At 43.1% G+C, this 12505-nt stretch carries 11 protein-coding genes; 2 read left to right on the plus strand and 9 right to left on the minus strand.

Features of this window, described 5'->3' with window-relative positions; genetic code table 11:
• Window positions 1–3: 3 nt before the first annotated feature.
• The 9 genes from QM857_RS03915 to rpsL all read right to left on the minus strand — a co-directional run bounded on the left by QM857_RS03915 (window position 4) and on the right by rpsL (window position 11254).
• Window positions 4–912 (minus strand): LysR family transcriptional regulator, encoded by a 909-nt coding sequence (locus tag QM857_RS03915; RefSeq protein ID WP_254726727.1) that lies wholly within the window; start codon window positions 910–912, stop codon window positions 4–6.
• A 141-nt stretch (window positions 913–1053) separates the two neighbouring features.
• Complete coding sequence (locus tag QM857_RS03920) at window positions 1054–1284, minus strand: GlsB/YeaQ/YmgE family stress response membrane protein (protein ID WP_061863446.1); 231 nt, start codon at window positions 1282–1284, stop codon at window positions 1054–1056.
• A 9-nt stretch (window positions 1285–1293) separates the two neighbouring features.
• The gene (locus QM857_RS03925; RefSeq protein ID WP_016466266.1) at window positions 1294–2535 is read right to left on the minus strand and encodes an aminopeptidase; all 1242 of its coding nucleotides are present in this window, start codon (window positions 2533–2535) and stop codon (window positions 1294–1296) included.
• 21 nt (window positions 2536–2556) lie between these two features.
• Window positions 2557–2709, minus strand: a complete 153-nt coding sequence (locus QM857_RS03930; RefSeq protein ID WP_223140520.1) for a hypothetical protein — start codon at window positions 2707–2709, stop codon at window positions 2557–2559.
• 13 nt (window positions 2710–2722) lie between these two features.
• Entirely contained in the window at window positions 2723–3400 is a 678-nt protein-coding gene (locus tag QM857_RS03935) for a hypothetical protein (RefSeq protein ID WP_414275124.1), read from the minus strand.
• Window positions 3401–3437: 37 nt separating this feature from the next.
• Window positions 3438–7832, minus strand: coding sequence for a PolC-type DNA polymerase III (locus QM857_RS03940; RefSeq protein ID WP_414275125.1), 4395 nt, complete (start codon window positions 7830–7832; stop codon window positions 3438–3440).
• 113 nt (window positions 7833–7945) lie between these two features.
• Window positions 7946–10027: an elongation factor G gene (gene fusA, locus QM857_RS03945; protein WP_225749971.1), complete on the minus strand. Its 2082-nt coding sequence runs from the start codon at window positions 10025–10027 to the stop codon at window positions 7946–7948.
• 320 nt (window positions 10028–10347) lie between these two features.
• Window positions 10348–10818, minus strand: a complete 471-nt coding sequence (gene rpsG / locus QM857_RS03950; protein WP_000087873.1) for a 30S ribosomal protein S7 — start codon at window positions 10816–10818, stop codon at window positions 10348–10350.
• A 19-nt stretch (window positions 10819–10837) separates the two neighbouring features.
• Window positions 10838–11254: a 30S ribosomal protein S12 gene (rpsL, locus tag QM857_RS03955; protein ID WP_001142333.1), complete on the minus strand. Its 417-nt coding sequence runs from the start codon at window positions 11252–11254 to the stop codon at window positions 10838–10840.
• Between the two features lie 344 nt (window positions 11255–11598).
• Here rpsL and QM857_RS03960 point away from each other — a divergent pair, with 344 nt between their 5' ends.
• Together QM857_RS03960 and QM857_RS03965 are read left to right on the plus strand one after the other, a co-directional pair.
• On the plus strand, window positions 11599–12039 hold the full coding sequence (locus QM857_RS03960; RefSeq protein ID WP_414275126.1) for a LytTR family DNA-binding domain-containing protein: 441 nt from the start codon (window positions 11599–11601) through the stop codon (window positions 12037–12039).
• Window positions 12036–12494 carry a DUF3021 domain-containing protein gene (locus QM857_RS03965; RefSeq protein ID WP_225749969.1) on the plus strand — a complete coding sequence of 153 codons (459 nt, stop codon included), beginning with the start codon at window positions 12036–12038 and terminating at the stop codon, window positions 12492–12494. Before QM857_RS03960 ends, QM857_RS03965 begins: the two co-directional genes overlap by 4 nt.
• The last annotated feature ends 11 nt before the right edge of the window (window positions 12495–12505 follow it).

The raw sequence follows: 12505 nt of genomic DNA on the forward strand, positions 1-12505 counted from the left end.
TCATTAGCTGTCAAAGCGAACTTCTTCAAGTAGGTATTCAATGAAGCGTTCACCCATCTTGGACAAGCTAGTTTTCTCATGCTGAATATAAACTAATTCAATCGGATCATCAATATCAAGTGGAATAGAAACGATATTGTCCCCATTAAGGTTACTATTGAGGATACCAGTCGCGATGGTATAACCGTCCAAACCAATCAAGAGATTGAACAAGGTCGCACGGTCACTAACCACGATGGATTTCTTGTGGTGTTCCTGTGACAAAATCTCTTCTGAAAAGTAGAAGGAATTATGGGTCCCTTGGTCATAGCTCAAATATGGGAAGTCTTCTAGATCTGCCAACTGCACCTTGTCTCTTTTAGCAAGAGGGTTGGACTTGCTGACAAAGATATGGGGCTGGGCTGTAAAGAGATGATGAGCAACTAGATGGTTGTCATCCAACATCTTCGAAAGAACATCTCGGTTATAGCTATTTAAAAAGAGGACTCCGACTTCACTGCGGAAGTTCTTGACGTCGTCGATGATTTCCCAGGTTCTGGTTTCACGCAAAAAAAGCTCATACTTTTCCATATCGCTTTTCTTAAGCAAGGAAACAAAGGCATTGACCACAAAAGCATAGTGTTGCGAAGACACACTAAAAAGCTCGCGATGAGCGATTGGGTTCTTATAGCGTTCTTCTAGAAGTTGCGTTTGCTCGACAACCTGACGGGCATAGGATAAAAACTCCATCCCATCACGCGTGAGGGTAATTCCCTTGGGGTTTCGGATAAAAATCTCAATTCCCATCTCATTTTCTAGGTCACGAACGGCATTTGATAGACTCGGTTGTGTAATGAATAGTTGCTTGGCCGCCTCATTCATGGAACCAGTCTCTACGATTTTGATAATATAGTGTAATTGTTGAATTCTCATGTTTTTATTGTACCATACTTGACGCAATATAAAAAGAACCAGTCACTGAAAGCCAAGCTAGTCGCATATCAGTCTTTTTGCAGTTCATAAAAAAGAGGTTGGAAGATTTCCAACCTCTTTATCTGTTCTAGCAAGTTAAAACTAGCTTCCTCTTTCCCAGAAGATGGCTAATAAAATCATGGCTCCTAAAACTGATGGGATAATGGCTGTACCGTTTAGGCTTGGACCCCATGCACCAAAGAGTAATTGTCCTAAAAAGGCACCAATCCATCCGAGAAACATTTTCCCGAAGCATCCCATCCGTTCTCCACGATTGGTGATAGCTCCTGCTAATAGTCCGATTAAAAGACCGACAAACATACTTCCAATCATAGCTTCTCCTTAAATTGCCCAATCTCCATTGCGGAAGAGTGGCACGCGTGTTCCATCCTCACGGATACCATCGATATCCATTTGGTTAGAACCAATCATAAAGTCAACGTGAACATCTGAACGGTTAAGCCCTGCAGCTTCCAGTTCTTCTTCGCTCATTTCTGCCCCACCAACAACGCTAGTTGCGTAAGCGGCACCGATAGCTAAGTGGTTAGAAGCATTCTCATCGAAAAGGGTGTTAAAGAAGGTAATGCCTGACTGAGAAATTGGGCTTGGATCTGGTACCAAGGCACATTCACCCAAGGCACGCGCACCAGCATTCTTAAAGACGAGGTCCTTCATTACTTGATCACCCTTTTCAGCTGTGATATCAACGATTTGACCATTTTCAAAGGTCACCTTGATGCCTTCGATGATATTTCCATTGTAGCTAAGAGGTTTCGTAGATGTTACATAACCATCTGCACGACGGAAGTCAGGAGCTGTAAAGACTTCTTCTGTTGGCATATTTGGCAAGAATCCTTCACCTTGAGCATTGATAGCTCCAGCTGATTCCCAAACGTGGTTCTTAGGCAAGCCAAGTGTCAAATCAGTTCCAGGTGCTGTGTAGTGAAGGGCTGAGAATTGCTCTTTGTTGAGCATCTCTGCCTTGCTCTTCAAGATAGCTGCATGTTCTTCCCAAGCCTTAACTGGATCTTCTTCGTAGACACGGCAAGTTTTGAAGATTTGGTCCCAAAGGAGGTCCACTGCTTCTTCGTCACTCGCAGCATTTGGAAAGACTTTCTTAGCCCACTCTAGTCCAGCAGCAGCTGCTACAGTCCAGCTAACCTTGTTAGATTGAGTTGCGATACGCATTGGCTTCATAGCAATTCCCATAGCTTTAGCAGAAGCTGAAAGCTTTTCAGCGTCCACTCCGTTCAAGGCACCTGGGTCAGAAGAACGGACACCGAGACGACTAGCTTTGTTTTCAAGAAGGTAGTTCATCTCAGCAATCTTGTATTCTGGTACATTGTCCAAACGCTCCATCGGCGCGTGAAGAAATTTCTCACGGTTTACAAAGTCATCTGCCCATTGAACGATAACTTCGTGGGCTCCAAGTGCATAGGCTTCTTTGACGATTAAGTGAGCCAACTCGCGTTGCTCCACATCGATAGAGAGAGCCAAAGTGTGACCCGGTTGCACGTTAACTCCGTTTGCAACCAAAAGCTTAGCGTATTTTTCTAGATTTTCTTTAAAATTTGGTAAAACCATTTGTGTTTCCCTTTTCTATTTTTATTTTTCTTTCAAAGCAGAAAATAATCCTGCTAAAGCAATAGCACCAGACAAGAGTGCTGTCGATAGAAGAATTGTCTGATCAGCAAGCTCTAACTGATATTCAAAAACCTTTTGAGCAGGTTTGTCTTCCGCAAAAATTCTGAGTTTCATCAAAAGTCCTTTCTTATTCTTCGTACTCTCCTAGATAGAGACGTCGAGCCTCTGGGCTGTTAGTGAGGATATCTACATAAGTTTCATAGTCATCAAGCAGGGGCTTTCCCAAAGAGATATCTTGTTCTGGATTTATATTTTTCCCATAAAGATAGCAAAGGTAGAGACGCTCATTGAGTGTTGGAAATACTTCAATAGACATGAGTTCAGCCTGGCCTACCCGATCCCAATCCTGTTCTTTGATATCTGGTATGATATAAGCTTGGAAGAGGCCCATAAGTGGATTATCCTCCGGTTGACCACTGTCCTTATCCGCTAGAACTAAAGAACAGCGTCGACCAAAACCAGCTACTTGGCGCTCCCGTCCCTTTACCGAAACAGTAATAGGATGTCCTCCAATATGGCTATAAATCCATTCTTTGGGTAGTTCATAATCTAACAGGGGTTCAAGATTTTTAACAATCGTTACAGGACTATAGCGTAGAAACTGACGAGTAACTGCTTTACAAAAGAGGATATCCTCCTCTTTCAAGGTCACTCCCTTCCAGTTATTTTCTTCGTTAAAATGGTTGAAAAATACCAGATAGGGATCACGCACCATTTGTGCTAATACGTAAACGCCATTTCGCAAGCGTATGGAAATAACTTTCCCTGTTTTCCAAGGTGTTGCTCTTTTTTTCTTTACCATCATTAACTAACCTCAAACCTACATAAGACATTTCAAATTCTTAAAACAAATCATCAAACAAACTCAGCTGGTTATCCTCTGGCATATTGCCAAGAATGCCCATTTCATCCATCTTTTCAACCAAGGTTGATGAGAGCCCACCACGCTTGCGGAGTTCTGTTTTAGAGAGGAATTCTCCCTCTTGACGAGCACGAACCAGTTGCTTGGCAACGTTCTCTCCTAGACCATCCATAGCGACAAACGGTGGGATGAGGGTGTCTCCGTCTATGATGAATTCAGTCGCATCACTGCGATAGAGGTCCAATTTGCCGAACTTGAAGCCACGTTCCCACATCTCATTGACGATTTCAAGTGTGGTGTAAAGGTCAATTTCTACGTTGGAAGCTTCATTGTTCTTGCGCTTTTCAGCAATTTCTTGCATCTTACGTTTAATAGCATCCAAGCCTGCACCCATGGTCTTGATATCAAAAGCCTTGGCGCGGATTGAGAAGTAAGCACAGTAATAATAAATCGGATGGTGAACCTTGAAGTAGGCCACACGAAGGGCCATCATAACGTAGGCTGCCGCATGGGCTTTAGGGAACATGTACTTGATTTTTCCACAAGATTCGATGTACCACTCAGGTACATTGTTAGCCTTCATGGCTTCGATATAACCATTGCGCTCTTCTTCTGAGATTTTGAGCCACATTCCCTTACGAACTCGCTCCATGATGGTAAAGGCCATCTTAGGATCTAGGCCAGCGTGCATGAGGTAAACCATGATGTCATCCCGACATCCGATAACGGTTGATAGGTCCGCAATTCCAGCCTTAATCAAGTCCTGGGCATTTCCCAACCATACGTCGGTACCGTGAGACAATCCAGAAAGCTGTAGCAACTCCGCAAAGGTCGTCGGATGGGTTTCATCCACCATTCCGCGAACAAAGTTGGTCCCAAACTCTGGAATTCCAAGCATACCAGTTGAAGTCCCGATTTGATCAGGTGTCACTCCCAGGATATCTGTACCCGAGAAGAGGGCCATGACATCAGGATCATCCATAGGGATATCATTTGGATCAATGCCTGATAAGTCCTGAAGCTTGCGAATCATGGTCGGATCATCATGGCCAAGAACATCGAGCTTGAGGACGTTCTCATCGATATCGTGGAAGTTAAAGTGAGTAGTCTGCCATTCAGCAGTTACATCATCTGCAGGATACTGTACTGGAGTAAAGTCATAGACATCCATATAATTAGGGATAACAACGATTCCTCCTGGGTGCTGACCGGTCGTACGCTTAACACCTGCAGCTCCTTGGGCTAGGCGCTCTACTTCGGCTTCACGGTAGAACTTGCCATAGTCACGCTCGTAACCCTTAACAAATCCATAGGCTGTTTTAGCAGCCACCGTACCAACCGTTCCTGCACGGAAGGCATATTCTTCCCCAAAGATATCACGAACATCCAAGTGAGCACTTGGCTGGTCCTCACCTGAGAAGTTCAAATCGATATCGGGAACCTTATCCCCGTCAAAACCAAGGAAGGTCTCAAAAGGAATGTCCTGTCCATTTTTGCTGAGCTTGTGCCCACAGTTTGGACAGTCTTTATCTGGCATATCAAATCCTGAACCGTAAGAACCATCCGTGATAAACTCACTGTACTGACACTGACCACAGACATAGTGAGGCGATAGCGGATTAACCTCGGTAATCCCAATCATGGTCGCAACGAAACTAGAACCAACAGACCCACGGGAACCAACCAAGTAACCTCGTTCGTTGGAACGGTGCACTAGCATCTGTGAAGCCAGATAAATCACGGCGAAACCATTCCCCAAGATAGAGGTCAATTCCTTTTCAATCCGTAGATCAACGATATCAGGTAGTGGATTCCCATAGATTTCAAAGGCTTTTTTGTAGGTTAACTCGGCAACTGTTTCTTCGGCTTTGTCAATGAAAGGCGTGTATAAATCACCCTTTACAACCTCCACAGGTTCAAAGATTTCTGCCAAGGTATTGGTATTTTCAATAACAATCTTGCGAGCCAAGTCTTCCCCTAGAAAGGCAAACTCATCCAACATTTCATTGGTCGTTCTAAAATGTGCCTTGGGTAGCGGAGCTGGTTGGGCAGCTTCTCCGTGACCAATCGTCCGGTTAATCATAGCTCCCTGACCTAGACTTCGTACGATGATTTCTCGATAAATCTCATCTTCGGGTTCGAGATAATGGACATTTCCTGTTGCAAGAACGGGCTTTCCGAGACGGTCTCCGACCTCAATCAAGCTTTTGATGATGGTCTGAAGCTCCTCCATATCCTTGACCTGCTCTTTGGCAATCAGAGGGGCATAGATAGCCGGAGGCATGACCTCGATAAAGTCATAGTATTTAGCAACTTCGACCGCCGCATCTACGCCCTGTGATACGACTGCATCAAAGACTTCCCCTTCTGTGCAGGCTGAACCTAAGATCAAACCTTCTCGATGGGCATCTAGCACCGTACGTGGAATCCGTGGAACTCCTTCAAAATACTGGGTATTTGAGAGAGACACCAGCTTAAAGATATTTTTCAAGCCCACCTGATTTTTTACATAGATGGTCGCATGCTTGACCCGAGCTTTTTTATAAGAGTCTGGACTGATTAAATCAAGGTTCAATCGCGCTAAGTCAGTCACACCGTGCTTTTCTGCAACTTCTTTGATAAAGATAAAGAGCAAACGGCCAGTTGCTTCCGCATCATAGTTGGCCATGTGGTGGTGTTCTAGAGCTACACCAAAACGTTTGGTCAATGGTCCCAGACCATGGCGTTTGTACTCAGGATAGAGATTTCTAGCAAACTCTAGCGTATCGATGACAGGTTGAGTAATTTTTGGCAGGCCATGACGCTCGTAGTTTGCATTCATAAAGCCAACGTCAAAGGTCGCATTATGGGCTACAAGAACTGTATCTTTACAGAATTCTTGGAATTCTTTCAGAACTTGAACCAAGGGTTTAGCATTTTTTACATGGTCATCGGTAATTCCTGTCAACTCGGTTGTAAAGGCTGATAAGGGATGCCCTGGATTGATAAATTCATCAAACTCAGCGATGATATTCCCCTTATACATCTTGGAAGCCGCAACCTGAATCAAGTCATTATAGATGGCTGAAAGACCTGTCGTTTCCACGTCAAAGACTACATAAGTCGCTTCAGAAAGATCCATCTCCACTTCGTTGTAGACGATAGGAACACGATCCTCTACGATATTGGCTTCCATCCCATAAATGAGCTGAATACCAGCTTTCTTGGCTGCCTTATAACCATGAGGAAATGACTGCACATTGCCGTGGTCTGTGATTGCCACTGCTTTGTGTCCCCATTTTGCTGCTGTTCCAACGATTTCCTCGACCTCAGGAAGAGCATCCATGGTCGACATGTTGGTATGGGCATGAAACTCAACGCGACGCTCACCTTCTGGCATCAAGTCCTTGCGTTCATGGTGAACAACTTCCTGCACATCTTGCACATTCATGGTCAAATCTCGTGTGAAATTATTGACCTCGACATTTCCACGAACACGGAGCCATGAATTTTTCTTAATGATATCAAACTTCTGAGCTTCTTCTTCGTTTCGGATCCATTTTTGCATGGAGAAACTAGACGTATAGTCCGTCATCTTAAAATTAATCAAGACACGACCCGTTCTAGTCACTTTATGTTCCACATCAAAGACAACCCCTTCAAAAACCAGACGATTTTCTTCGGTATTGACCTCAATCATTGGAGTTATCTCTGCCTTGTCGAGTTTAGGCTTAGCAGCTACCTTCTTAGCTTGGAAATCAAAGACAGGTTTGTCCTCAACTGGAGGTGGTGGTGCCATCTGTTCTAACTGTTCCATAGCTCGAAGGGTCTCATCATTGGCAGCCTGAACAATCATTTGATTTTCAGAATGGAAAGCTTCCTGCTCTTCCTTTGTCAAATCTTCATTTTTCTCTAAATGGCATGTAAACTTAGGAAAACCAAAGAGCTCAAGTTGTTTGCTAAGATTTGGCAAATGGTTTTTTCTGAAATGCTCTGTATCTGCTGCTTCAGAGGCCTCAATAATCAATTGATCATTTTCAAACCGAACCTGAAAATCCTGATACATGGTCCGAAAGCCTTGACTAGAACAAGGGCCAGCTGAAAAAGCCTCCCGATAGTAGGCCTGTAAAAGCTCTCTTGAAAAATCTTGATCTTTCGTTTTAATTTCGAAAGTCGCTTGATTTCCCGTTTTTGAAAATTCTTCTTTCAATCCCTTCTTCAATGCTAAAAAGAGTTCAAAGGGGAGGATATTCTCAAAGACAAAACGAAACTCCCAAATGTTACTTTGCTTGTGTACAATAACTTGTTCAATTTCAGCCTGGGAGAAGGCCTCATGATTTCTTATCTCAGCGGGAATTCCCAACTGATTCATTAAAATTTCAAAAGTGGTTGACATCCATTTTCCTCACAATATACTCCTTCTATTTTACCATATTTGAGGCAATTTTAGCTATTTCTACCAAACAGAAAAAGAAGCCACAAAGTGACTTCTTTTAAAGTGACGGTGAATTATTCTTCACCTTTGTTTTTCTTAATGATTTCTTCTTGTACTGACTTAGGTACATCTTCGTAGTGGTCGAATACCATCATGAATGTACCACGTCCTTGTGATGCAGAACGAAGAACTGTTGCATAACCGAACATTTCAGCAAGTGGAACATAAGCACGAACGATTTGGCTGTTACCGTGTGCTTCCATACCATCTACACGTCCACGACGAGCAGTTACGTGACCCATAACATCACCAAGGTTTTCTTCTGGAACAGTGATTGTTACAAGCATCATTGGCTCAAGGATAGCTGGTTGTGCAGTCTTAGCAGCTTCTTTAAGTGCAAGAGATGCAGCGATCTTGAAGGCAGTTTCAGATGAGTCGACATCGTGGTATGAACCATCGTAAAGCTTAGCTTTAACGTCAACCATTGGGTAACCAGCAAGAACACCGTTAGCCATAGATTCTACCAAACCTTTTTCAACCGCTGGGATAAATTCACGAGGAACCACACCACCGACGATTGCGTTTTCGAATTCGAATCCTTTACCTTCTTCGTTTGGAGTAAATTCAATCCATACATCACCGAATTGACCTTTACCACCAGACTGACGTTTGAAGAATCCACGTGCTTGAGTAGAAGCGCGGAATGTTTCGCGGTAAGATACTTGAGGAGCACCTACGTTCGCTTCAACTTTGAACTCACGACGCATACGGTCAACAAGGACGTCAAGGTGAAGCTCACCCATACCAGAGATAACTGTTTCACCAGTTTCAACGTTAGTTTCAACGCGGAATGTTGGATCTTCTTCAGCCAATTTTTGAAGGGCGATACCCATCTTATCTTGGTCTGCTTTAGATTTAGGCTCAACCATCAATTGGATAACTGGTTCTGGAACGTTGATTGACTCAAGGATGATTTTAGCTTTTTCATCTGTCAATGAGTCACCAGTTGTAGTGTCTTTCAAACCAACGGCAGCAGCGATATCACCTGAGTAAACAGTGTCGATTTCTTGACGGCTGTTAGCGTGCATTTGAAGGATACGTCCGATACGTTCACGTTTACCTTTAGAAGTATTCAATACGTAAGAACCTGATTGAAGAACACCTGAGTAAACACGGAAGAATGTCAAACGACCTACGAATGGGTCAGTCATGATCTTGAAGGCAAGTGCTGCAAATGGCTCTTCATCAGATGCTGGACGAGTTTCTTCTTCTTCAGTATCTGGGTTGATACCTTTGATCGCAGGGATATCAAGTGGGCTTGGAAGGTAGTCGATAACCGCATCAAGCATCAATTGGACACCCTTGTTCTTGAAGGCAGAACCACAAAGTACTGGGTAGAATTCAACGTTGATAGTCGCTTTACGGATACCAGCTTTCAATTCCTCGTTAGTGATTTCTTCACCTTCGAGATATTTCATCATCAATTCTTCGTCAGTTTCAGCAACTGCTTCAACCAATTTTTCACGGTATTCTTGAGCTTGTTCAAGGTATTCAGCTGGAATATCTTCTTCAAGGATATCTGTACCAAGGTCGTTAGTATAGATTTCAGCTTTCATCTTGATCAAGTCAATGATTCCGCGGAAGTCATCTTCAGCACCGATTGGCAATTGAATTGGGTGTGCATTTGCTTGAAGACGATCGTGAAGTGTGCTTACTGAGTAAAGGAAGTCAGCACCGATTTTGTCCATTTTATTGGCAAATACGATACGTGGAACCCCGTACTCAGTTGCTTGACGCCAAACTGTTTCAGTTTGAGGCTCAACACCTGATTGTGAGTCAAGAACTGTAACCGCACCGTCCAATACACGAAGAGAACGTTGTACTTCGATTGTGAAGTCCACGTGTCCTGGTGTGTCGATGATGTTTACGCGGTGGTTGTTCCATTGAGCTGTTGTTGCAGCAGATGTGATAGTGATACCACGTTCTTGCTCTTGCTCCATCCAGTCCATTTGAGACGCACCTTCGTGAGTTTCACCGATTTTGTGGATTTTACCAGTGTAGTAAAGAATACGCTCAGTTGTAGTTGTTTTACCAGCATCGACGTGAGCCATGATACCGATATTACGAGTTTTTTCAAGTGAAAATTCGCGTGCCATGAGGTTTGTTTCTCCTATATTTTTTATTTCTATTCTATTATAACACGATTTCAATAAAAACGGATAGGCAGGACCCACCCGTTCTCAATGTTTATCTTGTTTAGTTGGTTTCAACTTGTGAGATGGGAAGTTGAATTGTACTCGGGCTAAAGTTAGTTAGCCGATTTGAGATCAATTGAACCCGGGCTAAAAGCTCAAGTTAACTGATTTGAACCCGAGCGAGGCCCGGTGCAAAAAAGATAAACTGCTTTGTGTTCACGGAACACTGCATCAGTTTCCTATTTTTGCCTTGGGCCTTTGTCGCTCTTGGTATCATTTTATTACCAACGGAAGTGTGCGAAGGCACGGTTAGCTTCAGCCATACGGTGAGTGTCTTCACGTTTCTTAACTGCTGCACCAGTGTTGTTAGCAGCATCCAAGATTTCTTTTGCAAGGCGGTCTTGCATTGTGTGTTCACCACGAAGGCGAGCGATTGTTACCAACCAACGAAGTCCAAGTGTTGTACGACGTTCTGGACGAACTTCAACTGGGACTTGATAGTTAGATCCACCAACACGACGTGCACGTACTTCAAGTACAGGCATGATGTTTTCCATAGCTGTTTCAAATACTTCAAGTGCATCGTTACCAGTAGCTTCTTTGATTTGTTCAAAAGCACCGTAAACGATTGAAGCAGCTGTACCACGTTTACCGTCAAGCATAACGCGGTTGATAAGACGAGTAACTAATTGTGAATTGTAAAGCGGATCTGGCAATACGTCACGTTTTGGAGCTCTATTTTTACGACTCATTTCTCTTTATCCCCTTTCCTTATGCTTTTTTCGGACGTTTAGTACCGTATTTAGAACGACCTTGTTTACGATCGTTAACACCTGCAGTATCAAGTGCACCACGGACGATATGGTAACGTACCCCTGGAAGGTCTTTTACACGTCCACCACGAAGAAGCACCACGCTGTGCTCTTGCAAGTTGTGTCCGATACCTGGGATGTAGGCAGTAACTTCGATAAGGTTGCTCAAACGTACACGAGCAAATTTACGAAGGGCAGAGTTAGGTTTTTTAGGTGTCATAGTTCCAACACGAGTTGCTACACCACGTTTTTGTGGTGAAGAAACGTTTGTTTGAACTTTTTTATGACTGTTGTAACCAACGTTCAAAGCTGGTGATTTAGATTTTTCTACTTTTGATTTACGCGGTTTGCGAACCAATTGGTTAATTGTAGGCATCTACATTCTCCTGTGTTTTTTTTATTTTTGGTGATGATACACTTGGTGACAGCTATCATCTGTGTGTACTTTTGCAACATTTGTCAGCACGTCCCTGTACACTCTTGAGAGACCAAAAGTAAAAAGTACCGTCTAACATTGTACCACGTTTTTTCTATTTTTGTCAATATATTTCTTCTTATTTTTTGACTTCTTTGCTCTTAAATTTAGTTGAAAACGTTCGCCTACCAGATAGACTCTTCAACCGACCACATAGACAAAGCATCTTGTATTTGTCGACAAAATGGTGTTTAATAGATTTGTAAGTAAGAGATCTCTATTACAACTTGATGAAAGGAGAAATTATGAAAGTCAGACTCGATATTGATCAGCAATACACTGAAGAGCAAATCATCATAGAGGCACCGTCCTTGTCCCCTAAAGTTCAAAAGGTTCAGAACTTTGTCCAATCCCTAGATCAAAAAGATACCATAAAAGGGAAATTCCAAGACCAGGTCTACTTGATTCAGATTAGCAAGATTCAGCGTGTATACATTGAAAATCGTAAGGTTCTGGCCGAAACGAATAGCCAAACCTATGCACTTGACATTCGTCTCTACCAAGCAAGTGAAATTCTACCTGCTTCCTTTATCCAAATTTCCCAATCCGAAATTGTCAACATTGATGCGATCAGTCATCTAAAACTAACCTCTAACGGCTTGATTGAAATTTATCTTAAAAACGACAGTTTTACCTACTCATCTCGCCGTTACCTCAAAGCTATTAAGGAGAAATTAGAACTATGAAAAAACAAGTATTTCACGATGCCACAACTGGTATCCTCATCGGTCTCATCCTATCTATTATCTTTTCGTTTATCCACTCACCAAGTAACTACGCACCTCTCAGCCCCAACTCTTTAATTGGGCAATTCATGACCCAACATCAGGTGCATGGATCACTCGTCTTACTTTACTGTCTGCTTATTTGGGCAGCGATTGGAATCCTCTTTAGTTTTGGTAGCCGTCTCTTTGCTCAAGATTGGAGTCTCCTTCGTGCAACTGTCACCCACTTCTTTCTTATGTTGCTAGGCTTTGTCCCTCTAGCAATCCTAGCAGGCTGGTTCCCTCTTCACTGGACTTTCATCCTTCAGCTCATCCCAGAGTTTGCCATCGTCTACCTCATCATTTGGACGATTCTCTACAAAAGAGAATCAAAGAAGGTTGCCCACATCAACCAACTATTAGCTCAGAAAAAATAAGGCCTAAAAAC

The organism is Streptococcus infantis (assembly GCF_047463315.1).
GTDB classification, from domain to species: domain Bacteria; phylum Bacillota; class Bacilli; order Lactobacillales; family Streptococcaceae; genus Streptococcus; species Streptococcus infantis_AB.

Bases quoted from the DNA above. Each gene is read 5' to 3' on its own strand.
- fusA (WP_225749971.1), bottom strand. From the start codon at position 10,027: ATGGCACGCGAATTTTCACTTGAAAAAACTCGTAATATCGGTATCATG.
- rpsG (WP_000087873.1), bottom strand. From the start codon at position 10,818: ATGAGTCGTAAAAATAGAGCTCCAAAACGTGACGTATTGCCAGATCCG.
- QM857_RS03925 (WP_016466266.1), bottom strand. From the start codon at position 2,535: ATGGTTTTACCAAATTTTAAAGAAAATCTAGAAAAATACGCTAAGCTT.
- QM857_RS03935 (WP_414275124.1), bottom strand. From the start codon at position 3,400: ATGATGGTAAAGAAAAAAAGAGCAACACCTTGGAAAACAGGGAAAGTT.
- QM857_RS03915 (WP_254726727.1), bottom strand. From the start codon at position 912: ATGAGAATTCAACAATTACACTATATTATCAAAATCGTAGAGACTGGT.
- QM857_RS03930 (WP_223140520.1), bottom strand. From the start codon at position 2,709: ATGAAACTCAGAATTTTTGCGGAAGACAAACCTGCTCAAAAGGTTTTT.
- QM857_RS03940 (WP_414275125.1), bottom strand. From the start codon at position 7,832: ATGTCAACCACTTTTGAAATTTTAATGAATCAGTTGGGAATTCCCGCT.
- QM857_RS03965 (WP_225749969.1), top strand. From the start codon at position 12,036: ATGAAAAAACAAGTATTTCACGATGCCACAACTGGTATCCTCATCGGT.
- QM857_RS03960 (WP_414275126.1), top strand. From the start codon at position 11,599: ATGAAAGTCAGACTCGATATTGATCAGCAATACACTGAAGAGCAAATC.
- QM857_RS03920 (WP_061863446.1), bottom strand. From the start codon at position 1,284: ATGATTGGAAGTATGTTTGTCGGTCTTTTAATCGGACTATTAGCAGGA.
- rpsL (WP_001142333.1), bottom strand. From the start codon at position 11,254: ATGCCTACAATTAACCAATTGGTTCGCAAACCGCGTAAATCAAAAGTA.